Source organism: Brevibacterium sp. CCUG 69071, assembly GCF_021023135.1.
Taxonomy (GTDB): domain Bacteria; phylum Actinomycetota; class Actinomycetes; order Actinomycetales; family Brevibacteriaceae; genus Brevibacterium.
In genome coordinates, this window is sequence record NZ_PGFV01000001.1 from 1,042,505 (window position 1) to 1,065,673 (window position 23,169).

A 23,169-nucleotide genomic window follows, 5' to 3' on the forward strand; every position below is an offset into this window, starting at 1 on the left:
TCATCATCCGTCTGCGAAGGACTCCTCGACGAATCAGTCGAGGTAGTCGCGCAGCACCTGGGACCGGGACGGGTGACGCAGCTTCGCCATGGTCTTGGACTCTATCTGGCGGATCCGCTCACGAGTGACCCCGTAGACCTTGCCGATCTCGTCCAGGGTCTTCGGCTGACCGTCGTTGAGCCCGAAGCGCATGGAGACGACACCGGCCTCACGCTCGGAGAGCGTATCGAGGACCGAATGCAGCTGCTCCTGCAGCAGGGTGAAGCTGACCGAATCCGAGGGGACGACCGCTTCGGAGTCCTCGATGAGGTCGCCGAACTCCGAGTCGCCGTCCTCGCCCAGCGGCGTGTGCAGTGAGATCGGCTCGCGACCGTACTTCTGGACCTCGACGACGCGCTCGGGCGTCATGTCGAGTTCCTTGGCGAGCTCTTCGGGGCTCGGCTCGCGACCCAGGTCCTGCAGCATCTGCCGCTGCACCCGAGCCAGCTTGTTGATGACCTCGACCATGTGCACCGGGATGCGGATGGTGCGGGCCTGGTCTGCCATGGCGCGGGTGATGGCCTGACGGATCCACCAGGTCGCATACGTGGAGAACTTGAATCCCTTGGTGTAGTCGAACTTCTCGACCGCACGGATCAGGCCCAGGTTGCCCTCCTGGATGAGGTCGAGGAAGAGCATTCCACGACCGGTGTAGCGCTTGGCCAGGGACACGACGAGACGGAGGTTCGCCTCGAGCAGGTGGTTCTTCGCGATCCGACCGTCGTGGATGATCCACTTGTAGTCCATGGTCGCCCGCGGTTCGCTGACCTCTCCGGTGTCGAGGAGGTGTTCGGCGTACATGCCGGCCTCGATGCGCTTGGCCAGGTCCACCTCTTCGGCGGCGTTGAGCAGCGCCACCTTGCCGATCTGCTTGAGGTAGTCCTTGACCGGGTCGGCGGTGGCACCGGCGGAGACGACCTGCTGAGCCGGAGCATCCTCCTCGTCGGCGTCGGAGACGATGAAGCCGCCCGCCTCGGTGACGGCGGCGTTCTTCTCCTTCTCCTCCGAGTTCTTCGTCTCGGTCGCCTCGGCGGGGCTCTGCTCGGTCGCCAGGGCATCCGCGGTGGGCTCGACCTCCTCGGCGGTGTCGATGTCCACATCGGACTTCTTCTTCGCCCCGGCGCCCTTGGCAGGCTTGTCGGCGGCGGCCTTCTTCGCCTCTTTGGCCGCGGTCGACTTGGTCGTCTCCCCCGACTTGGCGGTAGAAGCAGCCTTCGCCCCCGTGGTCTTCGCCGCGGCGGTCTTGGTCACGGTGGACTTCGCTGCGGTCGTCTTCTTCGCCGCAGTGGTCTTCGCCGCAGTGGTCTTCGCAGGTGCAGTCTTCTTGGCTGTGGAGCTCGACGCCTTCGTCGTCTTCGCGGATCCCTTCGACGCCGTTGCGGTCTTGGATCCACCGGTCGAGGTAGTGGCCGTTCCCTCCGACTTCTCCGTCACCGTTGTGGATTCCTTGTCGACTCTCGGCACGTGTTCACCTTTCGCGAGCGTTGAAACTTCTCCATGCATCAGGACAGTACTAAGACCCATGTCAAGGGGTCCGAGGATCGGTCCCAGGGCGAACGCAGAGTTCTCCCATGATGCAATGACAGGGTCAACGCTCAATTTTCTCACGTTATTCCCGCCTTTGCGAATCGACGTTCGGCTTCAGAACGGGGCGGTCGGTGTCGCCATCAGCCAGCGGGGCAGGTAACCGGCCTCCACGGCCCCCGTGATCAGCTTCGCCATCCCATGCTCCGCGTCGAGCTCGAGGGCGGCGCGGGCGAACTGCTCGGCCATCGTCGATCCGCCCAGGGCCCATTCGAACCAGGCGATGACGGCATAGGCGGTGGCTCGAACATCGGGATGGCCGAGCGGGAGATAGGCCCGGAGGAATGCGATGCCCACCAGCACATCCCGAGGGCGCGGCGAGCGCGCTGACAGTCCCACGATCTGCCCGGCCGCCGCCGCTGAGGATCCTTGCCTCCGGGCGATCTCGTACAGCTGGCCCGGCGCACAGTCGAGGACCGCCTCGGGGACGAAGTCTGGGTGATCGAAGCTGAGGATCATCTCGAGCGTGTCCCTGGACCATTTCTGACCGAGGATGGTGTCGATGGCGATGACCGTGCGCAGACCGAGCAGATTCGAGAACTCCGATTCCTCGAAGGCGGCGTCGTCGCGACGGATTCGGTCGAGTTCCGGATAGACCTCGGCGAGGACGTCGAAGGCTTCGCGCAGCTCCATTGCTGTGGTCTCGGCGTCCTTGCGGCTGAGGGCGAACTCTTCATCGCTCAGGGGTCTGGTCACGAGTTCCTGCGGTGAGGCCACGGGGTTGGAGCCTCCGGCGATGAGTTCGGTCGCGCAGGCAGAGGTGGTGGCATCGGCGAGCGGCCTGCGGTTCTCTCCGTCCTCGTCGATCCGACCGAAGCTCTCCCCGGCGATCCACCACGCGCTCAGAGTGTCGATCTCCTTCTCGCCCAGGGAGATGGCGATCTCGTCGATCGCCGCCCTGATCAGTCCCCTGTGCACCTGGAGGTACTCGCCGGAGTCGGCTGGGTCGCCGGATACTGCAGGGTCACCGGAGCCGGCTCGGTCGCCGATCGAGCCGATGCTCAGGTACTCCTCGTCGTAGAGGAGGAGGAAGACCCCGCTGACAGCGCACGCGCGCGAGATCAGATCGGCGTACCACCCGCCGCCTTCGGCGACGATGCACGCGGCCGTCTCAAGTGTGAAGTCGGTGCGCAACGTCGTCGCGCACGACTGCGTTCCATCGGCCTCGGTGCCGACGATGACGGCGACCAGACTGTCCTGCGGGATGTAGCCGAGGGTGTGCGGCACGATCCCGATGATGTCCTCGGCGGTTCTGGCTGGAGTCTCCATGGCTTCTCTCCTCACGTCCTTCTGCCGCTGCGCTGCGGCCCTGTGCCAACTTCAGCCGAATGTCCTTCCACTGCGCCAGACTCGCCGGCCCGCCTGTGGAAGACGTCCCCGTGTCCACAGGGCGATTGCACTCGAGTCGCATCATCGGTCCCCACGGAGATCCGGGCCGAATTGCATCAGGGGGCCGACTGGCATAGAAGGGAGGTGTGGCGAAGAGACAGATATTCACAGCCCCCAGCGCGCAAGTCGTCGACATCAAGACGGGTACCGCACGACTCGAGAAGGTCGACGGCGAGGCCGACAGCTATGTCCTCCACGTCAACGGCGTCCCCTCCTCGTCGATCACCCTCAGCGATCCCCTGCGCCTCGACTTCGAGTACCTCGACTGGATGTTCCGTGCGATCGAGGTCCAGGCTGCTGCCGGGTCGCTGCGTGCCGTCCACATCGGCGCCGCCGGCTGCGCCCTGGCCCGGGCGCTGCATGCGGCGCGGCCGGGGTCGAAGCAGACGGCGATCGACATCGACCCCGTGCTGCTCGACTGTTCGCGTCGGTGGTTCGACCTGCCCCGCTCCCCCGCCTTGGCCCTGCGCGCCGGTGACGGGGCAGTCGAGATCGACTCCTTCCGGCCCGACACCCTCGACGTCCTCGTCCGCGATGCCTTCTCCTCCGACGAGGTTCCCGCGGACTTGCAGACCGACACGTTCTTCGCCGCCTGCGCACTCGCACTCAAGGACACCGGCATCTACCTCGCCAATGTCCCCGACTCCGGCGACCACCGGGTGCTCAAGGCCGAACTGGTGGAGCTGCGTAGGCATTTCGCGCACTGTGCCGCGGCCACCGAACCAGCGATCCTCAAGGGCCGCAGGCGCGGCAATGTCGTGGTCTTCGCCTCGAATTCTCCCCTCCCCACGGCCGATCTCGATCGTCGTCTGCGCACCGCCCACACCATGGCGACGTTCCTCGACGAAGACGAATTGCGCTCCCGCCTCGGCGTGTGACAGAGAGCACGGGGACCGAATTGTGGTGTTCGGCTACATTCGGCGCCGAAAGTTCGGCATAATTGAATGCCGACCGGGGAAGGTGAGATGACCGAGACTTCTGAAATACACGTTGAGCAGACCAAGCTCGACGAGCTCTATGCACGACTCGATGAGCTGCGGGAGGAGACGAGCTACCGTCTGGGGACGGTGAGGATCTCCGAAGTCGGCGGCAACCATCAGCACCGCAGCGAACGCGACGCCTTCGCCACTCTCTACGAGGATCAGCTGATCCGACTCAACAGCGCCGAGGAGGGGCTGTGCTTCGGACGCCTCGACTTCCTCGACGAGTCCGCTCCCAGCTACATCGGCCGCATCGGGCTCACCGATGCCCAGCGCCAGCAGATCCTCATCGACTGGAGGGCCCCGGCCGCGGAGCGCTTCTACCAGTCGACCGCGGCCAATCCCGACGGAGTCGTGCGCCGTCGCCACCTGGTCACGAAAGACCGGAAGGTCACCGATCTCGAAGACGATGTGCTCGACATCGACGCCCTCGACGACGCGGACCGCTCGAACCTGCAGGGCGAGGGCGCGCTGATCGCGGCCCTGACCACTCATCGCACGGGTCGGATGGGCGATATCGTCGCCACTATCCAGGCCGAGCAGGACGCCATCATCCGCCAGCCCCTGCAGGGCGTGCTCGTCGTGCAGGGCGGCCCCGGCACCGGCAAGACCGCGGTGGCTCTGCACCGTGCCGCCTATCTGCTCTACCGTCACCGGGAACGGATCGCGAAATCGGGTGTGCTCCTCGTCGGGCCCTCCACCGTGTTCCTCAAATACATCGAGAAGGTGCTGCCCAGCCTCGGCGAGACGGGTGCACTGCTGCTGACTCCCGGTCAGCTCTATCCCGGCCTCGAGACCGATACGGCCGACGCCCCCGACACGGCCCGGGTCAAGGGACGTGCGGAGATGGCGCGCGTGCTGAAGAATCACGTCGCGAACTATGAGCGCGTTCCCGATCAGGATGAGGAGCTGCGTGTCGGCTCCTACACGATCTGGCTGCGCAGGCGCGATGTGCGCAGCGCCCGGGACCGTGCCCGGCGCAGCGGGGATCCGCACAATGCCTCCCGCAACGGCTTCGCCACCGGTCTGCTCAAGATCCTCGCCGAGGATCTTGCCAAGGAGATGGGCCTCGACGGCGCCGGAGAGCGTCTGCCCGAGCTGCTCGAAGAGCTGCGCTCGAGCGTCGACGTCCGCCGTGCCCTCAACCTCGCGTGGTTCCCCATCAGCCCCGCCTCTGCCCTACGGGCGCTGCTGAACAAGCCGCACAAGCTGCAGGCCGCTGCGGGCAGGATGCTCAGCCCGGCCGAGCAGGAGCTGCTGCTGCGACCGACGAATGCGCCGTTCACGGTCGAAGACGTTCCGCTGCTCGATGAGCTGGCCGAGCTGCTGGGCACGAGCCCCCAACAGACCCAGGCCCGCGACGATTCCGCGCGGGAGTACGCCGAGGCGGTCGTCGACATGACCGAGACCGGGGGCATGGTCAGCGCCGAGACCCTCGCGGCCCGCTGGGAGGAGGAAGGCCCAGCCATTACCCTCGCCGAGCGCGCCATCGAGGATCGGGAATGGACCTACGGCCACCTCGTCGTCGATGAGGCGCAGGAGCTCTCCCCCATGCAGTGGCGCCTCCTGTTCCGGCGGGTGCCCTCGAAGTCGGCGACCGTCGTCGGGGACCTCGCCCAGTCCACCCAGGTCGACAGGGCCCGCACCTGGCGGTCGATCCTCGGGGACTTCGTCGGTGACCGCTACGCCCTCCAGGTGCTCACGGTTTCCTACCGCACCCCGCAGTCGGTGATGGATCTGGCGAACAGCTTCCTGCATCGCCATTTCCCGCAGCTCGAACTCGTCGAGTCGGTGCGCCAGGGCGGTCAGGATCCGCGCCTGGATTCGTATGCCACCGGCGCCGAGGTGCTCGCGGGCCTGGTCTCGGCTGCGACGGAGGAGGTCGAGGCCGTCGACGGCGGCAAGATCGCCGTCATCGCCGATGACCTGCTCATCGACGCGGTCGCCGAGGCGCTCGCCGGCTTCGACATCGGACGCTCGGAGACCGGGCTGGACAGTCAGATCGCCGTCATCACACCGCAGCAGGCCAAAGGTCTCGAGTTCGATTCGGTCATCATCGTCGAGCCCGGGCAGATCGCGCCGGTCGGGAGTGAGGACGGGGCCGGGGCGCTCTATGTGTCCCTGACCCGCACCACCGAACGGCTGCGGATCCTCGCCTCCGTCGACACCGAACTCACGGAGCTCATGCACCCCAGCACGGACTGAGCCGCCAGCTGACCCGCTGACGGTTCGGCCTCCAGACGCCCCTGGAGGCTCAGTCAACGCGAAATCCGCACCATTTGCGGCTCAGTCCACGCGAAGCTCGAAAACATCGTCACAAGAGACGACTTTTTCGAGCTTCGCGTGGACTGGCAGCTCCCTCGCCGCGGGACGGCTTGGTGATGAGACGATGTGGCGACGAGACGTCGTGGTGATGAGACAGTGTGATGGCGGGACGTCGTCATCGCGCGGGGCTGCAGGCGGAATGGTCTGAGGCGCACGCCCAACGCAGAGCAGCCGGGTTGATGGTCAGATAGCACACCTGCAGGCGGAAAAGTTAAAGGCCGCTTGGGTTCGGCTTCCCCTCCGAACCGCAAGCGGCCGCGCGCCGTAGCGCGCACTGTCAATATTACACAACTATCGCTGTGGCAGTGCACTCGGATCCGAGATTTCTGTGAGGAATTTTCCTCGACCTCACATCCGCGCCGATGCAGGCGGTCGGATCGTCGACCCGAGCCGGGTGATCAGGCCTGGAAGTCCTCGGGCAGCGGTTCGCGCGTCTCCCCCGCGCGAAGCAGCGCATCTGCTCGCAGGGAGTCGATGGCGGCTTCGAAGTCCTCGAGCGAGTCGAAGCCCTGGTAGACGCTGGCGAAGCGCAGGTAGGCGACCTGGTCGAGCTCACGCAGGGGTTCGAGGATGCTCAGGCCCACCTCGTCGGCATCGATCTCCGCGATGCCCTTCGAGCGGATGTCCTCCTCGACCTTCTGCGCCAGCTTCGCCAGATCGTCATCGCCGACGGGACGTCCCTGGCAGGCCTTGCGCACCCCGGACATGATCTTCTGGCGGGAGAACTCCTCGGTCACTCCCGACCGTTTGATCACCGACAGGCTCGTGGCCTCCATGGTCGTGAAGCGGCGACCGCAGTGACGGCACTGCCGCCTCCGGCGGATCGCGGCACCGTCTTCGCTGGTCCTCGAATCGACGACCCGGGAATCCGACTCACGGCAGAACGGACAGCGCATCTCTACTCCTCGAATCGAATCGACACGGCCCGACCATGCGCCGGGAGCGCTTCGCTGGCAGCGAGCACCTCGACATGGTCGGCGACCTCGGCCAGTGCCGCGCGGTCGTAGTCGATGACCTGGCTGACCTTGATGAACGAGTGCACACCGAGGCCCGAGCCGTGCGCGGCCGTACCCATGGTCGGCAGCACGTGGTTCGAGCCGGCGCAGTAGTCGCCGAGGGACACGGGAGACCAATCGCCGAGGAACACAGCTCCCCCGTTGGTGATCCGCCCAGCCACGGCAGCCGCCTCGGCGGTGTGGATCTCGACGTGCTCGCCGGCGTAGCCGTTGACGACGGCGATGCCGGCATCGAGGTCGTCGACGAGCACGATCGCCGACTGCTGACCGGCCAGAGCCGTGGCGATGCGCTCGGAGTTGCTGGCCTCGGGAGTCTGCGCCCGCAGCTGCTCACGCACCCGCTCGGCCAATTCGGCGGAATCGGTGACGAGCACGGAGGCGGCGAGTTCATCGTGCTCGGCCTGGCTGATGAGGTCGGCGGCGACGAAGGCCGGATTCGCGGTCGAATCCGCGAGGATGATGATCTCCGTCGGACCGGCCACCGCATCGATGCCGACCTGGGAACGCACGAGCGACTTCGCGGCCGCGACGTAGGCGTTGCCGGGGCCAGTGATGAGATCGACCGGTTCCAGCACCTCCTCGTCGTCGAACCCGAAGGCCAGTGCTCCGACGGCCTGAGCCCCGCCCATCGCCCAGACTTCTTCGACGCCGAGGAGCCGGGCGGTGGCGAGCACTGTCGGGTGCGGCAGGCCGTCGGCCTGCGGCGGGCTTGCGATCGCCAGCGAGTGCGCCCCGGCGACCTGCGCGGGGACGACGTTCATGATCACCGTCGACGGGTAGACGGCGAGACCGCCCGGCACATAGAGACCGACCCGTTCGATCGGCAGGTGCCGAGTGGTGACGAAGGCACCGTCGGCCAGCTGAGTGCGCACATCGGCGGGACGTTGGTCCTCGGCGACGCGGCGAGCCCGCGAGATGGATTCGCTCAGGGCGGCCCGGACCTCGGGTGCCAGTTGTGCCTCGGCGGCATCGATGGCCGAGGTCGGCACGCGCAGTGCATCGACCTCGACCGCATCGAACCGCGCGGTGAAGTCCTTCACGGCCCGGGAGCCGCCGGTCCGCACGGTCTCGAGCAGCTCGGCCACCCGACGTTCGATGTCGGCATGGGTCTCGGCGGCGCGCGGCAGGCGCTGGTTGAGGAATCGCTTGCTCAGGGTCTCACCGCGGAAGTCCAGAATGTTCACCCGCACCATTCTAGTCCCCGCCCGACTATCGGCCGCAGGCCGGTTCAGGAGCTGAAACAGCGTGAGCCGAGCAGCGCCTTGAGATCGCCGTAGAGGCTCGGATTCGGGTTGACTCGGATCGACCTGTCGAGGCGCATCACCGTCTGCCTGCCCGGTTGGGACAGGATGAGGTGGACATCCGTCTGCCCCTTGTTCGACTCGAGGATCCGCTTGAGTTTGCCCGCCATCTCCTCGGTGGCCTTCTCCATCGGCATCATGAGGTTGAGCGGGCGGTCGTTGGGGTCCGTGACGTCCGGGATCGTCATCGACATCGCCATCAGCGAGGTGGGCCGGTCGTCCGAGGTCCGGATCCGGCCGGTCAGCGAGATCACGAGGTCGGTGGCCAGCAGGCTCGCCACCGGTTCGTAGGTGTCACCGAAGAACATCACTTCGACCTCGGCCTCAAGGTCCTCCAAGGTGACGATCGCATAGGGCTTGCCGGAGTTCTTCGACACCTTGCGGGCGACCTGGGTGATCATTCCGCAGACCTTGATCTGGGAACCGTCATGACGGTGCGATTCAGGATCGACCACCTCGGCGATGGAGGCATCGGACTCGGCGGCCAGCACGCCCTCGAGCCCGTTGAGCGGATGGTCGGAGACGTAGAGCCCGATCATGTCGCGTTCGAAGGCGAGCTTCTCCTTCTTCTCCCATTCCGGGCGGTCCGGGATGGCGACCGAGAAGCTCGGCGCATCGTCGTCACCGCCGCCGAGGCCGGCGAAGAGGTCGAACTGTCCGTTCGCCTCCTGACGCTTGACGCCGATGACCGAGTCCACGGCCTCCTCGTGCACCTCCACCAGAGACCTGCGGGACTGTCCGAGCGAGTCGAAGCCGCCCGCTTTGATGAGCGATTCGATCGTGCGCTTGTTGCAGACGTGGCTGGGGACCTTGTCGAGGAAGTCCGTGAACGAGGTGTAGGCGCCCTTCTCGGCGCGGGCTTCGACGATGCCGTCGACGACGTTCGCTCCGACGTTGCGGACCGCACCCATGCCGAAGCGGATGTCCTCCCCGACAGGGGTGAAGTGCAGGGCGGAGTCGTTGACGTCCGGGGGCAGCACGGTGATCCCGAGCCGGCGGCACTCGTTGAGGTAGATGGCGAGCTTGTCCTTGTTGTCGCCGACCGAGGTGAGCAGGGCCGCCATGTACTCCGCCGTGTAATGGGCCTTGAGATAGGCCGTCCAGTAGGAGACGACGCCGTAGGCCGCGGAGTGAGCCTTGTTGAACGCGTAGTCCGAGAACGGCAGAAGGATGTCCCACAGCGCCTGCGCTGCGGCCTCGGAGTAGCCGCGTTCCTTCATTCCCCCGAAGAAGCCGACCTGCTGCTTGTCGAGCTCGGACTTCTTCTTCTTGCCCATCGCGCGGCGGAGGATGTCGGCTTGGCCCAGAGAATAGCCGGCGACCTTCTGCGCGATGGCCATCACCTGCTCCTGGTAGATGATGAGGCCGTAGGTGGTGTCGAGGATGTCCTTGAGCGGTTCCTCAAGCTCCGGGTGGATCGGGGTGACTTCCTGCAGATTGTTCTTGCGCAGGGCGTAGTTCGTGTGGGAGTCCGCGCCCATCGGACCGGGACGGTAGAGGGCGAGGGTCGCCGAGATGTCCTCGAAGTTGTCGGGCTTCATCATTCGCAGCAGGGCGCGCAGTCCGCCGCCGTCGAGCTGGAACACCCCGAGCGTGTCACCGCGGGTGAGCAGTTCGTATGCTGCCCGATCGTCGAGTTCGAGGTGCTCGAGGTCGAGATCGACGTCGCGGTTGGACTTGATGTTCTCCACCGCGTCGGACACGATCGTGAGGTTACGCAGACCCAGGAAGTCCATCTTGATCAGTCCGAGACCTTCGGAGGTCGGGTAGTCGAACTGGGTGATGACCTGGCCGTCCTGGAAGCGGCGCATGATCGGGATGACGTCGATGATCGGGTCCGAGGACATGATCACACCGGCGGCGTGGACGCCCCACTGCCGCTTCAGTCCCTCGAGACCCTTCGCAGTCTCGAAGGTCTCTCGCGCCTCCGGGTTCGAATCGACGAAGTCGCGGAACTCCCCGGCTTCCTTGTAGCGCTTGGAACCCGAGTCCTCGATGTCCTTGAGCGGAATGTCCTTGGCCATCTCCGCCGGGGGCAGAGCCTTCGTCAGCTGCTCGCCGAGGGAGAAGGGTTTGCCGAGGACTCGGGCGGAGTCCTTGAGCGCCTGCTTGGTCTTGATCGTGCCGTAGGTGACGATCATCGACACACGTTCGTCACCGTACTTCTCCGTCACATAGTCGATGACCTCGCCGCGGCGGCGATCATCGAAGTCGACGTCGAAGTCGGGCATGGACACACGGTCCGGGTTGAGGAAGCGCTCGAAGAACAGTCCGTGCTGGAGCGGGTCGAGGTCAGTGATGCGCATCGCGTAGGCGACCATCGAACCGGCACCGGAACCACGTCCGGGTCCGACGCGGATGCCGTTGTCCTTGGACCAGTTGATGAAGTCGGCGACGACGAGGAAGTAGCCGGGGAAGCCCATCGAGATGATGATGTCGAGTTCGTAGTCGGCCTGCTTGCGGACATCGTCGGGAACGCCGTCCGGGTAGCGGTAGTCGAGACCCTTCGCGACCTCTTTGATCAGCCACGAGGTCTCGTCCTCACCGGGCGGGCAGGGGAACTTCGGCATGTAGTTCGCCGAGGTGTCGAAGGAGACTTCGCACTTCTCCGCGATCTCCAGAGTGTTGTCGCAGGCCTCGGGGAATTCGGCGAACAGCCTGCGCATCTCCGCCGGCGTCTTGAGGTAGTAGCCGGAGCCGGAGAACGCGAACCGGGATCCGCCCTGATCGTAGGTGGGCTCGATGAGCTTGGATCCGGACTGGATGGCCAGCAGGGCCTCGTGGGCCTTCGCATCGGATTCGTGGGTGTAGTGCAGGTCGTTGGTCGCGACCAGCGGAATGTCCATCTCCTTGGACAGGCGCAGCAGGTCCTTGGTCACGCGCTTCTCGATGGACAGTCCGTGGTCCATGAGTTCGCAGTAGTAGTTCTCGGCTCCGAAGAGCTCGCGGTACTTCCCGGCCGCGGCCTTTGCCTCGTCGTACTGGCCCAGGCGCAGGCGGGTCTGGATCTCCCCCGACGGGCAGCCCGTGGTCGCGATGAGTCCCTCGGAATAGGTTTCGAGAAGATCCTGGTCGAGGCGCGGCCACTTCGCGGTCACCGAGTCCAGGGAGGCATAGGAGGAGGCCTTGAACAGGTTGCGCATGCCCGTGTTGTTCTTCGACAGCAGGGTCATGTGGGTGTAGAGACCGCCGCCGGAGAGGTCATCGCGCTTCTGCGATTCCTCGGTCCGCCACTTCACCCTGGTCTTGTCCCGGCGATCGGTTCCGGGAGTCACATAGGCTTCGACGCCGATGATCGGTTTGATGTCGGCGGCTGTGGCCTGGGACCAGAAGTCGAAGGCTCCGAACAGGTAGCCGTGGTCGGTCGTGGCGATGGCCGACATCCCTGAGGCCTTCGTCGCCGCCATGAGATCGCCGAGGCGGGCCGCACCGTCGAGCATGGAGTATTCGGTGTGGACGTGAAGATGGACGAAGTCCTCGTTGGGCACAGACTGCCTTCCCTCTGATATGACCGTTGCTGGTCCCTCAGCTTAGTCCATTCTGCGGCCGTGCGGAGCAGCTCGCCGAGGTGCTCAGGGGGTGCGGATGCGGTCGATCGCGGTCTGCAGATCCTCGGGATATCCGCTCTCGAATTCCACCCACTGCTGCGTGTCGGGGTGGTGGAAGCCGAGTTTGACGGCGTGCAGCCATTGCCGTTCGAGTCCGAGATCCTTGGCCAGGACCGGGTCGGCACCGTAGGGAAGATCACCTGCGCAGGGGTGCTTCGTGGCGGAGAAGTGAACGCGGATCTGGTGTGTCCGTCCGGTCTCGAGATGGACCTCGACCAGGGAGGCGCGACGATGCGCTTCGAGCACCTCGTAGTGGGTGATCGCGTTCTTGCCGCCGCTGTGCACGGCGTAGAGGCCGTCGTGCCTGGGGTGGCGGGCGATGGGGGCGTCGATCGTGCCGAGCACCGGGTCGGGAAGGCCCTGCACGACGGCATGGTAGGTCTTCTCGACGGTGCGGTCTTTGAAGGCGCGCTTGAGCACGCTGTAGGCGTATTCGCTCTTCGCGATCACCATCAGCCCGGAGGTTCCGACGTCGAGGCGCTGGACGATTCCCTGTCGTTCGGGTGCCCCGGAGGTGGCGATCCGGTAGCCGGCGGCGGCGAGCCCGCCGACGACGGTGCGACCGGTCCAACCGAGTGCCGGATGGGCGGCCACGCCGACGGGTTTGTCGACGACGATGAAGGCGTCTTCGTCGTGGACGATCCGCATCCCGGGGACGGGATCGGCCACCACTTCGAGGGGCCGCCTGGGTTCGGGCATCATGATGTCGAGTCGTTCGCCGGCGATGACCCGATCGGATTTGCCCACGGCGCGTCCTGACATCTGCACTCCACCGTCGGCGCAGATGTCGGCGACGGCGGTGCGGGAGAGTCCGAGCAGCTTCGACAGCGCGGAATCGACACGCTGGCCTTCGAGGCCTTCGGGGACGAGGATGGAACGTTCACTCATGTGTGTCCTCTTTCACGCGCTTGGAGTCGGAGCCGTCGAGTTCGATGCCTTTGAGGCTGGCGATCACCAGCGTGACCGCTGCGGCAGTGATCGCGATGTCGGCGACATTGCAGATGAACAGAGACAGGTCGATGAAGTCGACGACTGCTCCGTGCAGGAATCCGGGTTGGCGGAAGAGTCGGTCGACGAGGTTGCCGAAGAGTCCGCCGAGCAGGAGGCCGAGGCCGATCGCCCAGGTCCGGGACGCCAGCTTGCGGGAGAGCACGATGATCGCGATGAAGACGCCGATGGCGATGAGCGGGAACACCCACGTCACTCCCGATCCCAGGCCGAGAGCGGCCCCGGGGTTGCGGTAGAAGGTGAAGCCGGCCAGAGAGCCGAGCACTGGAACCGGCGGATGCCCTTCGAGGAGGGTGACTGCGAGGAACTTCGTGAGCTGATCGACGACCAGCACGAGTGCTGCGATCCCGAACAGTACGGCGAGCATCGTGGAGCGCGATCGTTTCGCCCGGGAGGCAACATCATTCATTCGGATCATTCTAGCTCACCGGGCATCCAGACGAGGACCCCGCGGTACCGGGCGGCACGTACCCGACGCATGGATGACTCGTTGGCACGACCCTGCGACCCCGGAGGACCGGAAGCACCGAGCCACCGCCTCCACACCTGCGTGTCCCGGATACGAGCGAGGCCCGGGAACTCATATGAGTACCCGGGCCTCGGATGTCGCTATGCGAGATCAGAGCTTGTGGTTCGAGGTGCCCAGCGGGTTGTTCCCGTCGAGGGTTTCCGGAGCCAGGCTCGTGGAGTTCTCGAGATCGCGCAGCTGATCATTGAGGTAGCTCTTGAGGCGAGTGCGGTACTGGCGTTCGAAGTTCGAGAGCTGATCGATGGAGCGTTCCAGCGTCGACTTCTGCGACTCGAGGGTCGACAGCGTCTCGTCGCGCTTCGATTCGGCCTTGCCGACGATGTCGGCGGCTTCCTTCTCCGCACCCTTGATGAGTTCGTCGCGCTTGCGCTCACCTTCGGCGACGTGCTCGTCGTGGACGCGCTGTGCCAGTGCGATGAGGCCGTGGGCGTCGCCGTCCGAGGCGGCCGCGCCGAGCCCGAGTCCAGCGGCGGTGCCGGCTGCGCCGGCGGTCGCCGCAGGGGCGGCGTTGGCAGAAGGAGCCGGCTCGCTCTGCTGCGGAGCGGGTGCGGCTTCCTTGACGACGGGAGCCTGAGTCTGTTCTTCGGCGACCGGTGCTGCGGGAGCCTCGGGTGCCTTCTCTGCCTTCGGTGCCGGGGCTTCGGTGGCCTCGGACGGAGCGGGGACGGCGGCAGGCATGGCCTGCGTCGCGTCGGCATCCTGAACCGGAGCGGCAGGAGCGGAAGCGCCGCCTGCTTCGAGTTCCTTCACACGCTGTTCAGCGGTGGAGAGCTTCTGACGCAGTTCGTCGTTCTCCTGGTAGAGACGACGAATCTCTACGACAACCTCGTCGAGGAAATCGTCGACTTCATCCTGGTCGTACCCGTCGCGGAACTTCACATGCTGGAACCGCTTGTTTACTACGTCTTCAGGCGTGAGCGCCATGAGGTCACCTTTGGTCGATCTGCAATCATTACGCTGCCGCCCCGAAGGACGACTTCAACGTCACATTAGCGTAACACCTGCGGTCCTGTCGTGCAGAAATGCCGTGTCACACCGTCAATGACGAAGTTTTCCGACTCGAGACTAACAACATTCCGAACGCTTCGGCCAACCGAGTCCACCAAGCTTCATGCTCGAACCGGTTCGAGCGGCATCTGCTCGAGTTCGTTCACCCGGGGACCAATTCGCTCGTTCACCCGGAGACCAGACCGCCGGTGTGATACGGACTCCCACTCCGGTGTGAAACGAACTCACCCAAGGGAGCGAGCCGGACTCACGCTCCGCTGGAAGCCGGGCTCATACTCCCGTGCGGGAGAGGTTGAACAGCACGGAGGCGAGGATCTGGATGCCGATGAGCAGGACGATGAACCCGAGATCGAGAGACACCTGGCCCAGTCGCAGCGGCGGGATCACCTTGCGCAGCAGGCGCAGCGGCGGGTCCGTCAGCGTGTAGACGATCTCGGCCAGGACGAGGAAGAAGCCTGCCGGCTTCCAGTCGCGGGAGAAGACCTGCACGAGGTCGAGGACGACCCGCGCGAGGAGAACATAGACATAAAGGCTGAGTGCCGTGCCGAGGATGTAGAAGATGATGGCCACGTGGTTCCCTCGCGCCTTTCGTTGCTGCTGTCGCTGACTGAATCTCGAGTCTCAAGCCTAACGGCTCGACCTGAAGAAGAGGTGAGAGGACCCCGACCCGGCTCAGGTGGCCGCGCCGGTGTCCTCGACTGTGGACTCGCTCAGCTCTGGTTGAAGAAGCTCGCCTGCGTGTCGGGATCGGCTTCGCTCTCGCCGCTGACTTCGATGCTCTCCGGGGTCAGCAGGAAGACCTTGTTCGTCACGCGTTCGATCGACCCGTGCAGGCCGAAGATCAGGCCGGCGGAGAAGTCGACGAGGCGCTTCGAGTTGTTCTCGTCCATCTCCGAGAGGTTCATGATCACCGGGGTGCCCTCGCGGAAGGCAGCACCGATGACCATGGCGTCGTTGTAGCTGCGGGGGTGGATGGTCTTGATGCGATTCATTGAGATTCCTGGCGCCGGGGTGTCTACGGGACGAATCGGTGTGGGGTGGATCGGCGTCACCTGCGCGGGTGCCCGGTGCTCTTCCACGGGTGCGTAGTCGTCACCGGGTTCGTCATAGGTCTCGACGACCTCACGGTCACGTCGGTCCGAGTCACGGCGATCGGACTCACGACGGTCGGACTCACGACGGTCGAGGGTCTCGTCCTCTTCTTCGACGAAACCCAGGTATTCCAGCGTCTTCTTGATTGCTGACATGTCTTCGCTCCTCGGCCTTCGGCACTTGCTCGCCTGTCGCCCAAACTATCGCAGTCGGCAGCTGCGACAGGTGAGTCTCATGGGTGTGTCGTGGAGTTTTCTTCTTCCAACCAGACGACTCCGGCGAACCGTCCGGTTCGCTGCTGCCTCCGATAGGAGAACAGGTCGTCCGATTCCTTCGTGCAGGTCCGGGAGAAATGGTCGATGGCCACTCCCTCCCGGCGCAGCTGCTCGGCCACGGCTCCGGCCACGTCGATCGCCGGGGTTCCGGTCACCGACACCGAGGCGGCCACGGGTTCGACCGCGGCGACTTCGTCTCGGAGTTCGCCCGGCACTTCGTAGCAGCGCGGGCAGACGGAGGGTCCGATCACGGCGTGGATGTCGCCCGCCCCGAGCTCGCGCATGTTCGCCACGGTCTCACCGACCACTCCCGCGGACATCCCGGGACGTCCCGCGTGGATGGCGGCGATGATGCCCGTCGTGGTGTCGGCGAGCATGATCGGGGTGCAGTCGGCGACCATGATCGCCAAACCGATTCCCGGCACCGAGGTGACCTGGGCGTCGGCTTCGACCGGTGCCTCCCGCAGGCGCTCCGGTCTCTCGATCGTGTGCACCCGGGTCCCGTGGATCTGGGACACGAACGCCAACCGTTCCCCGCTCAGCCCCAGGACCTGGGCCAGCGCGGCACGATTGGCGGCGACGAGTTCGTCATCGTCACCGACATGGCGGGCCAGGTTGAACGAGGAGAAGTCCCCGCTCGAGTACCCGCCGTGTCGGTCCGTGAAGGCGACGTGTGCGTTCAGCCTGCCCGGGATGACGAACCGCGAGTGCAGCATGTCACTTGAGGAAGTCGGGAATGTCGAGGTCGTTGTCGAGACTCGAGGTGCTGCGTTCGCTCGGCAGCGAGGTCGGGATCTGGTGCTCGTCTCCGCTGCGCGACTGCTCGGTCTCGATCTCTCCGGTCTCGACCTTCGATGCTCCGGACTCGCCGATCAGCGGCGACTCGGCTTCAGCCTCGGCGGGGGCGGCTGCGGGAACCGCGGCGGGGATGGTCTCCCCCACGGTCACCTCCTGGCCCGGGCCGGTGTTGTCGAAGCCGGCGGCGATGACGGTGACCCGGCATTCGTCGCCGATGTTGTCGTCGATGACGGCACCGAAGATGATGTTCGCCTCGGGGTGGGCGGCTTCCTGGACCAGACGTGCGGCCTCGTTGACCTCGAACAGGCCGAGGTCGGCTCCACCCTGGATGCAGAAGAGCACACCGTGGGCGCCGTCGATGCTGGCTTCGAGCAGCGGGGAGGCGATGGCCGATTCGGCCGCCTGGACCGCGCGGTCGTCGCCGGTGGCGGCACCGATGCCCATGAGGGCGGTGCCGGCATCCTGCATGACCGACTTGACGTCGGCGAAGTCGAGGTTGATCAGTCCGGGAACCGAGATGAGGTCGGTGATGCCCTGGACACCGGAGCGCAGCACCTCATCGGCGGAACGGAAGGCCTCGACGACGGAGACGCTGCGATCGGAGATCGAGAGCAGACGGTCGTTCGGGATGACGATGAGGGTGTCGACCTCTTCGCGCAGTGCGGCGATGCCGGCTTCGGCCTGCGCGGAACGGCGACGTCCCTCGAAGGTGAACGGGCGGGTGACGACGCCGATGGTCAGTGCGCCCAGCGAGCGGGCCACACGGGCGACGACGGGTGCGGCACCGGTTCCGGTGCCACCGCCCTCACCGGCGGTGACGAAGACCATGTCGGCGCCTTCGAGGGCGTCGCGGATGGCCTCTTCGGAGGAGTCCGCGGCCTTCCGGCCGATCTCCGGATCGGCTCCGGCGCCGAGGCCGCGGGTCTGGTCGCGCCCGATCTCGAGCTTGACGTCGGCGTCCGAGAGCACGAGTGCCTGGGCGTCGGTGTTGATTGCGATGAACTCCACGCCCCGCAGGCCGACGTCGATCATCCTCTGCACAGCGTTGACACCACCGCCGCCGGTACCGGCAACCTTGATATCCGCTCCGGATTGTGGGAATTCAGCCAAGTCGGTTCCTCGTCTCACGCGCATCATCCACGCATCTTCTGCGTGCACATTCGGTCGGTGTTCTCTGCCCCGAGGCTATTGGCCGGGGCAGGAGTGCTGCAACCATTCTCGCCGGAGTGTCGGACTTCGGCCAAACTTCAGCTCCGGTGTGTCGGGGCCAATGCGATTGTTTTCAGTTGGTCACGGGCACAGAGGGCACGGAGACGTCGATATCAGTGCGTCCGTCCTCGGCCAGCTGCACCGCCGTGCGCATCTTCAGGCTCGCACTCGTCGAGTCCCCGAAGACCACCTTCGCCTTCGTCTCACCGGTGCCGATTTCCCCGGTGATGGTGTTCTCGTCCTTCGCTTCGATGGTGGTCACCTCCCGGCGGAGTTCGGGACGCAGCTCGGCCATGAATCGGATCACGGCGGCCGCGGTCTCCTGGTCGGGTGCCCCACCCGAGTCGCCGAGGACCGTCACGCCCTTCGGGGCGGTGTCGACGGTGCCCAGGTCCACCGCCTCGGCGTCGTAGAGGGTGAAGCCGGCGTCCTCGGTGATGGCGAGGACCGGGGTCCGGTCGGTGATCTCGATGTTCAGCGTCCGCGGTCCCCCGTAGTGGACGGAGGCCTCCTGGGCTCGGGGGAACTCCTTGAGCACCGCCTTCTCGATCTTTCCGGGGCGGATCTGCGGCAGCGGTGTGCCGCCGCTGGTGTCGATGACGGAGGCGGCCACCTCGTCGTGATCGACGAGCTTGCTGCCGGAGACCTCGACCTTCTCGAGACCGAGCAGGGGTGAGAACCAGGCCACGGCCGCGACCGCGAGCACCGCGAGGATGATGCCGATGGACAGCAAGCGTCTGCGCCAGAGCTGCTGCTTCCGGGCCCGGATGACGCCGGTGAGATCCGCTGTGGAATTGTCATCGGTGCGTGCTTCGGGAAGGGGCACCATGGGCCTCAGCTCTCCAGAGCGGTGAGCAGCTCGGGTCCGAGGATCGTCACGTCACCGGCGCCGACGGTGAGCACGAGGTCCCCGGGGCGCACGCGTTCGGCGACGTAGGGCACCGCGGCGGCGAACGACTCGATGAAGGTCACGTGCTCGTGCGGGACCCGGTCGGCGATGAGCGCTCCGGTGACTCCGGGAACAGGGTCCTCACGGGCCGGGAACACATCGAGCACGACGACCTCGTCGGCGAGTCCGAGGGCCTGGCCGAACTCCTCCCGGAACTCCATGGTCCGCGAGTACAGGTGCGGTTGGAAGATCGCCCACACCCGTCCCTCGTCGGTGACGACCCCACGGGCGGCGCTGAGCACCGCTCGCAGCTCGGTGGGGTGGTGGGCGTAGTCGTCGATGACCCGCACGCCTGCGGCGATGCCGCGTTCCTCGAAGCGTCGACGCGTGCCGCCGTAGCCGCCGAGTCCGGCCGCGGCCTTGACGATGTCCGCGCCGAGGCTGTGGGCCACGGCGATCGCGGCCGTGGCGTTGAGTGCGTTGTGCTTGCCGGGCTGGCGCAGGGCCACCGCCAGCGGTTCGGCGTGGCCGGGCACGTCGAGGACGAATTCGGAGCCGAGTCCCGATTCGAGATCGCGGAGAACGATGTCGGCGGTCTCCGCGGTTCCGTAGAGCAGGACTTCGGCCCCGGAGGCGCGGGCCTGGGTGGCGACATCGAGGGACCCGGCGTCGTCGGCGCAGGCGATGATCGTGCCTCCGCGGGCCTGGATGCCGTTGCAGAATTCGATGAAGGCCTCCCGCACCTTCTCGGCGGTCCCGTAGTGGTCGAGGTGGTCGGCCTCGACGTTGGTGAGGATGCCGATGGCGGGTTCGTAGAGCAGGAAGGACCCGTCGGATTCGTCCGCCTCGGCGACGAAGACGTCCCCGGTGCCCAGGTGCGCATTCGTGCCCGTGGTAGAGAGCACTCCCCCGATGACGAACGACGGGTCGAGGCCGCAGGCCTGGAGCGCCACCGTGGTCATCGAGGTCGTCGTGGTCTTGCCGTGGGTGCCGGCGACGGCCACGGCCCGACGTTCGAGCATGAGGGAGGCCAGCGCACCGGAGCGGTGGAGGATCCGCAGCCCCCGGCGCTGCGCTTCGAGCAGCTCCGGATTGTCCTTGCGGATGGCCGAGGAGATGACGAGGGTGTCGGCGGCGCCGAGGTTGTCCGCCGCATGCCCGATCGCGACCTTGGCGCCGAGGGTCCGCAGGACCTCGACGACGGCGGATTCCTTGGCGTCCGAGCCGGACACGGACACTCCGTTCATGACCATGATGCGGGCGATTCCGGACATGCCGGAGCCGCCGATGCCGATGAAGTGGACGGCGCCGAGTTCGGTGGCGGGGACGATCTGGGACGTGCTCATGTTCAGCCTCTCAGGGCGCGGGTGACGATCTTGGCCATGGTGGTTGCGGCGTTGGTGGGATAGTGGAGTCCGAGTCCGGCTCGGCTCATCGCCGCCAGTCGCTGCGCGTCGGTGACCAGCGGGAGGATTGTCTCGGTCACGGTCGACGGGGCGAAGTCCGCGTTGTCGACCATCTTCGCCGCCCCCGCACGGACGCTGCCGGCGGCGTTGAGGCGCTGTTCGCCGTTGCCGATCGCCAGCGGCACGTAGAGGGCGGGCACGCCCGCTACCGTGGCTTCGGAGACGGTCGCGGCCCCGGAGCGGGCGACGAGCAGGTCGGCGACTCCGTAGGCCCGGTGCATGCCGTTGACGTAGTCGACGACGTGGTAGTCGGGCAGGTCGGCGGCGACGGCCCGCAGGTCCGAGTCCTTGCCTGCACCGGTGATGTGGAGGACCTGGACGCCGGCCTCCTGGCACAGCGGCGCCGCGGCGAGGAAGGCATCGTTGATCCGCTGTGCACCGGAGGACCCGCCGGTGACGACGAGCACAGGCTTGTCATCACGCAGGCCCAGCTCCTGCCGGTAGGCCCGCCGCAGCGCTTCGTCGCTGCGGTCGAGGCTGCTGATCTCAGTGGGCATGGGCATGCCGACGAGCGCGGAGTTGCGCAGCTTGGTGTCGGGGAAGGTGATGCCGACCATGCCGGGCTTCGTCAGCATCGCGCCGAGGCGGTTGGCCATGCCCGGCTTCGCATTCGCCTCGTGGACGACCAGCGGGATCTTCGCCTGCTTCGCGGCGATGAACGCCGGCGGACAGACATACCCGCCGACGCCGACGACGGCCCCGACCTCGCGCTCGGCGATGATCCGCTTGACCTCGGAGATGTTGGAGGCGAACCGGCCGGGGAACTTCAGTGCCGCGGGGTTGATCGAGCGCGGCATCGGGACCTTGTCGATCGTGAGCAGCTCGAACCCGGCCTGCGGCACGATCTCGGTCTCGAGGCCGTCGGGGGTGCCGAGGGCGAACACGTCCCAGTCGGGGTGGGTCTTGCGCAGCTGCCGGCCGATCGCCAGCATCGGCGAAATGTGCCCGGTGGTCCCGCCACCGGCCAGAAGAACACTCGTCATCTCACTTCCTCACTTTTCGACGGGCAAGTACGGCGAAGGATGATCGCATCCGATCCTTGTGCACCTTGATCGCCGAGTCGGCGCCTGCCTCGGTGCGGGCGAAGGACAGGAGCACGCCCACCGCCAAGAGGGAGGCGATGATCGAGGATCCGCCGTAGGAGACGAAGGGCAGGGGCAGTCCGATCACGGGCAGCAGCCCGGTGACGACGCCGATGTTGATGCCGGCCTGACCGATCAGCCAGGCGAAGAGGCCGGCGGTGGTGATCTGGACGAACAGGCTGGATGAGCGCATGATGATCCGGAACATGCCGTAGGCGAGGATCGCGAAGACGAGGACCACAGCCAGAGAGCCGAGCAGTCCGAGCTCCTCGCCGATGATCGCGAAGATGAAGTCGTTGTGGGCCTCGGGCAGCCAGGACCATTTCTCACGGCTGGCGCCGAGTCCGACGCCGAGCCAGCCGCCGGAGGCCAAGGAGAAGAGTCCGTGGTTGGACTGCCAGGCCTGTCCGGTGATGTCGGTCGCGGACTGATCCGCGTGGCCGGTCAGCAGTGCCTCGATGCGTCTGAGTCGGTTCTCCGAGCTGAGCACGAAGAAGGTCACGGCCGCCGCCATGGAGCCGATGAGCAGGGCGAAGTACCGCCAGGGGTAGCCGCCGATGAGCAGGCAGACGAAGGCCATGGCCATGAGCACGAGGGCCGTGCCGAGGTCGTTGCCGGCGGCGATGAGGCCGACGGCGAAGAGGATTCCCGGGACGACGGGGATCATGGCGTGGCCGAAGGTCGTCATCTTCCCGAATTTGTTCGCCAGCACGCAGCCGAGCCACACGGCCAGGGCGATCTTGAGGAATTCGGAGGGCTGGAGCTGGAAGGTGCCGATCGCGATCCAGTTCGCGTTGCCCTTCGTGGACTTGCCGAGGCCGGGGATGAAGACTGCGGCCTGCATGACCACGCCGAGGCCGAGTGCCGGCCAGGCGAGTCTGCACCACAGCGAGAGCGGGACGAAGCTGCCTCCGATCATCAGCACGATGCCGATGGCGGCGAAGCCCGCCTGCTTGTTGAAGTAGGCGAAGGAAGATCCGGCGCCCCCGTCATAGGACGTGATCGAGGACGCGGAGAGGACCATGACGAGGCCGAGTCCCGTCAGCGCGAGCACCGCCACGAGGACGATGTAGTAGGTCGTCAGCGGGTAGGCGGAGACGCGGGCGAATTCACGGCGCAGCGAGGCGAAGACGGCCCGGCCGGGGAACTCCCGACGGGTCCGGGCACTGCCGCCCGGAGACTTCGCCGAGCCGGTGCTCGTCTTCTTCGGCTTCGGTGTGGTGACCGTCGGGGCGGATTTCGCCGAGGTGGCCGACGTCGATTTCGTGCCGCCCACGGTCCGGCCGGCGCCGCTCTTTCCGGCGCCGCTCTTGCCAGCGGGTTTCTTTCCGGCGGAGCTCGTCCCGGCAGATCTGCTCGCGGTCGGCTGGCGTGCAGCAGGCGTCTTCGCCGAGGTGGTCGACGTCGGCTTCTGACCGCCGGATTTGTGGCCGCTGGACTTGGAGCCGCCTGACTTGGAACCGCCGGACTTGAGGTCGGCGGATTTCAGCGCCGAGGCCTTCGCCTTCGACTTGGCCGAGTTCCTGCGGCGTCGGCGCTCATCCGCCTTCGCGGTGGTCTGCCGTCCCATC

At 66.2% G+C, this 23,169-nt stretch carries 18 protein-coding genes; 2 read left to right on the forward strand and 16 right to left on the reverse strand.

Annotated elements, in window-relative coordinates; translation table 11 throughout:
- Positions 1–33: 33 nt before the first annotated feature.
- Both CV023_RS04780 and CV023_RS04785 read right to left on the reverse strand, forming a co-directional pair.
- Positions 34–1,542, reverse strand: a complete 1,509-nt coding sequence (locus CV023_RS04780; protein ID WP_269067043.1) for an RNA polymerase sigma factor — start codon at positions 1,540–1,542, stop codon at positions 34–36.
- Between the two features lie 138 nt (positions 1,543–1,680).
- On the reverse strand, positions 1,681–2,892 hold the full coding sequence (locus CV023_RS04785) for a DUF4192 family protein (RefSeq protein WP_230744284.1): 1,212 nt from the start codon (positions 2,890–2,892) through the stop codon (positions 1,681–1,683).
- A gap of 206 nt (positions 2,893–3,098) precedes the next feature.
- On the opposite strand from CV023_RS04785, the gene CV023_RS04790 reads away from it, so the two are divergent.
- Both CV023_RS04790 and CV023_RS04795 read left to right on the forward strand, forming a co-directional pair.
- Positions 3,099–3,890 carry a spermidine synthase gene (locus CV023_RS04790; protein WP_230744285.1) on the forward strand — a complete coding sequence of 264 codons (792 nt, stop codon included), beginning with the start codon at positions 3,099–3,101 and terminating at the stop codon, positions 3,888–3,890.
- A gap of 87 nt (positions 3,891–3,977) precedes the next feature.
- Positions 3,978–6,197 carry a HelD family protein gene (locus CV023_RS04795; protein WP_230744286.1) on the forward strand — a complete coding sequence of 740 codons (2,220 nt, stop codon included), beginning with the start codon at positions 3,978–3,980 and terminating at the stop codon, positions 6,195–6,197.
- A gap of 518 nt (positions 6,198–6,715) precedes the next feature.
- On the opposite strand, the gene nrdR is transcribed toward CV023_RS04795, so the two are convergent.
- The 14 genes from nrdR to ftsW all read right to left on the reverse strand — a co-directional run bounded on the left by nrdR (position 6,716) and on the right by ftsW (position 23,168).
- Positions 6,716–7,213, reverse strand: coding sequence for a transcriptional regulator NrdR (gene nrdR / locus CV023_RS04800; protein WP_230744287.1), 498 nt, complete (start codon positions 7,211–7,213; stop codon positions 6,716–6,718).
- 2 nt (positions 7,214–7,215) lie between these two features.
- Positions 7,216–8,526, reverse strand: a complete 1,311-nt coding sequence (gene hisD, locus CV023_RS04805) for a histidinol dehydrogenase (protein WP_230744288.1) — start codon at positions 8,524–8,526, stop codon at positions 7,216–7,218.
- Between the two features lie 35 nt (positions 8,527–8,561).
- Positions 8,562–12,074, reverse strand: coding sequence for a DNA polymerase III subunit alpha (dnaE, locus tag CV023_RS04810; RefSeq protein ID WP_230744402.1), 3,513 nt, complete (start codon positions 12,072–12,074; stop codon positions 8,562–8,564).
- A 132-nt stretch (positions 12,075–12,206) separates the two neighbouring features.
- Positions 12,207–13,130, reverse strand: coding sequence for an RluA family pseudouridine synthase (locus CV023_RS04815; protein ID WP_230744289.1), 924 nt, complete (start codon positions 13,128–13,130; stop codon positions 12,207–12,209).
- Entirely contained in the window at positions 13,123–13,659 is a 537-nt protein-coding gene (locus CV023_RS04820; protein ID WP_230744290.1) for a signal peptidase II, read from the reverse strand. Before CV023_RS04820 ends, CV023_RS04815 begins: the two co-directional genes overlap by 8 nt.
- A 210-nt stretch (positions 13,660–13,869) precedes the next feature.
- Positions 13,870–14,703 (reverse strand): DivIVA domain-containing protein, encoded by an 834-nt coding sequence (locus tag CV023_RS04825; protein ID WP_230744291.1) that lies wholly within the window; start codon positions 14,701–14,703, stop codon positions 13,870–13,872.
- A gap of 354 nt (positions 14,704–15,057) precedes the next feature.
- Positions 15,058–15,357 carry a YggT family protein gene (locus CV023_RS04830; protein WP_230744292.1) on the reverse strand — a complete coding sequence of 100 codons (300 nt, stop codon included), beginning with the start codon at positions 15,355–15,357 and terminating at the stop codon, positions 15,058–15,060.
- 140 nt (positions 15,358–15,497) lie between these two features.
- The gene (locus tag CV023_RS04835; protein ID WP_230744293.1) at positions 15,498–16,034 is read right to left on the reverse strand and encodes a cell division protein SepF; all 537 of its coding nucleotides are present in this window, start codon (positions 16,032–16,034) and stop codon (positions 15,498–15,500) included.
- Positions 16,035–16,111: 77 nt separating this feature from the next.
- Positions 16,112–16,870: a peptidoglycan editing factor PgeF gene (gene pgeF / locus CV023_RS04840; RefSeq protein ID WP_230744294.1), complete on the reverse strand. Its 759-nt coding sequence runs from the start codon at positions 16,868–16,870 to the stop codon at positions 16,112–16,114.
- Between the two features lies 1 nt (position 16,871).
- The gene (ftsZ, locus tag CV023_RS04845) at positions 16,872–18,062 is read right to left on the reverse strand and encodes a cell division protein FtsZ (protein WP_230744295.1); all 1,191 of its coding nucleotides are present in this window, start codon (positions 18,060–18,062) and stop codon (positions 16,872–16,874) included.
- A gap of 172 nt (positions 18,063–18,234) precedes the next feature.
- Positions 18,235–18,990 carry a cell division protein FtsQ/DivIB gene (locus tag CV023_RS04850; protein WP_230744296.1) on the reverse strand — a complete coding sequence of 252 codons (756 nt, stop codon included), beginning with the start codon at positions 18,988–18,990 and terminating at the stop codon, positions 18,235–18,237.
- Positions 18,991–18,995: 5 nt separating this feature from the next.
- Entirely contained in the window at positions 18,996–20,396 is a 1,401-nt protein-coding gene (murC, locus tag CV023_RS04855; RefSeq protein WP_230744297.1) for a UDP-N-acetylmuramate--L-alanine ligase, read from the reverse strand.
- A 2-nt stretch (positions 20,397–20,398) separates the two neighbouring features.
- A complete protein-coding gene (locus CV023_RS04860; RefSeq protein ID WP_230744298.1) occupies positions 20,399–21,499 on the reverse strand; it encodes a UDP-N-acetylglucosamine--N-acetylmuramyl-(pentapeptide) pyrophosphoryl-undecaprenol N-acetylglucosamine transferase in 1,101 nt (366 codons plus the stop codon).
- Between the two features lies 1 nt (position 21,500).
- Positions 21,501–23,168 carry a putative lipid II flippase FtsW gene (gene ftsW, locus CV023_RS04865; RefSeq protein WP_230744299.1) on the reverse strand — a complete coding sequence of 556 codons (1,668 nt, stop codon included), beginning with the start codon at positions 23,166–23,168 and terminating at the stop codon, positions 21,501–21,503.
- Position 23,169: the final 1 nt, after the last annotated feature.

Excerpts from the sequence above, each read along its gene's own strand:
- CV023_RS04795 (WP_230744286.1), top strand. The coding sequence starts at position 3,978 with ATGACCGAGACTTCTGAAATACACGTTGAGCAGACCAAGCTCGACGAG.
- CV023_RS04835 (WP_230744293.1), bottom strand. The coding sequence starts at position 16,034 with ATGTCAGCAATCAAGAAGACGCTGGAATACCTGGGTTTCGTCGAAGAA.
- CV023_RS04785 (WP_230744284.1), bottom strand. The coding sequence starts at position 2,892 with ATGGAGACTCCAGCCAGAACCGCCGAGGACATCATCGGGATCGTGCCG.
- ftsW (WP_230744299.1), bottom strand. The coding sequence starts at position 23,168 with ATGGGACGGCAGACCACCGCGAAGGCGGATGAGCGCCGACGCCGCAGG.
- CV023_RS04860 (WP_230744298.1), bottom strand. The coding sequence starts at position 21,499 with ATGACGAGTGTTCTTCTGGCCGGTGGCGGGACCACCGGGCACATTTCG.
- CV023_RS04820 (WP_230744290.1), bottom strand. The coding sequence starts at position 13,659 with ATGAATGATGTTGCCTCCCGGGCGAAACGATCGCGCTCCACGATGCTC.
- murC (WP_230744297.1), bottom strand. The coding sequence starts at position 20,396 with ATGAGCACGTCCCAGATCGTCCCCGCCACCGAACTCGGCGCCGTCCAC.
- pgeF (WP_230744294.1), bottom strand. The coding sequence starts at position 16,870 with ATGCTGCACTCGCGGTTCGTCATCCCGGGCAGGCTGAACGCACACGTC.
- CV023_RS04850 (WP_230744296.1), bottom strand. The coding sequence starts at position 18,990 with ATGGTGCCCCTTCCCGAAGCACGCACCGATGACAATTCCACAGCGGAT.
- CV023_RS04815 (WP_230744289.1), bottom strand. The coding sequence starts at position 13,130 with ATGAGTGAACGTTCCATCCTCGTCCCCGAAGGCCTCGAAGGCCAGCGT.
- dnaE (WP_230744402.1), bottom strand. The coding sequence starts at position 12,074 with ATGCTCGACGGTGCGGCCCGCCTCGGCGATCTCATGGCGGCGACGAAG.
- hisD (WP_230744288.1), bottom strand. The coding sequence starts at position 8,526 with ATGGTGCGGGTGAACATTCTGGACTTCCGCGGTGAGACCCTGAGCAAG.
- CV023_RS04780 (WP_269067043.1), bottom strand. The coding sequence starts at position 1,542 with ATGCATGGAGAAGTTTCAACGCTCGCGAAAGGTGAACACGTGCCGAGA.
- CV023_RS04825 (WP_230744291.1), bottom strand. The coding sequence starts at position 14,703 with ATGGCGCTCACGCCTGAAGACGTAGTAAACAAGCGGTTCCAGCATGTG.
- nrdR (WP_230744287.1), bottom strand. The coding sequence starts at position 7,213 with ATGCGCTGTCCGTTCTGCCGTGAGTCGGATTCCCGGGTCGTCGATTCG.